The 376-nt window shown below is 67.0% G+C and carries 1 protein-coding gene; it reads right to left on the bottom strand.

What is annotated here, in order from left to right:
- Window positions 1-376: hypothetical protein (locus tag PL640_RS25700; RefSeq protein WP_271363890.1), on the bottom strand; the 376-nt coding region annotated here is incomplete at both ends.

Genomic DNA, 376 nt, shown 5'->3' with positions numbered 1-376 from the left:
GGCGAAATCACCCACGCCTTCGACGACAGCGGTGGCACCGGAGTTACGCACTGCGAAACGGTCTCCCGCCTGCCCTTCCACGAAGGTGCGGCCGCCGGTGGCGCCGAACAACGCGAAATTGCCGACCAGCACATTACCGCCCGCCTCTTCGGATCCGCCGCCGGGTGAGCGCACGACGATGGTGCCGCCGCAGGCGCTTTTGCCGACACCGTCATTGCAGGTGCCGGTATGAACCATGACCATGCCGTCATTGCAGAAGGCGCCGAAGGACTGACCGGCCGAACCCGACGTCTCGATACGCACCGAACCCGCCTCCAGGAACCGGCGGCCACGGCTGTCCCGCTTCACGGCCGGAAGCGCATCCGCCTCTTCGTCG

It is taken from the genome of Agrobacterium sp. ST15.16.024 (genome assembly GCF_027956545.1).
In the GTDB taxonomy this organism is placed as follows: domain Bacteria; phylum Pseudomonadota; class Alphaproteobacteria; order Rhizobiales; family Rhizobiaceae; genus Agrobacterium; species Agrobacterium cucumeris.
This window is presented reverse-complemented; position numbering and strand designations above follow the sequence as displayed.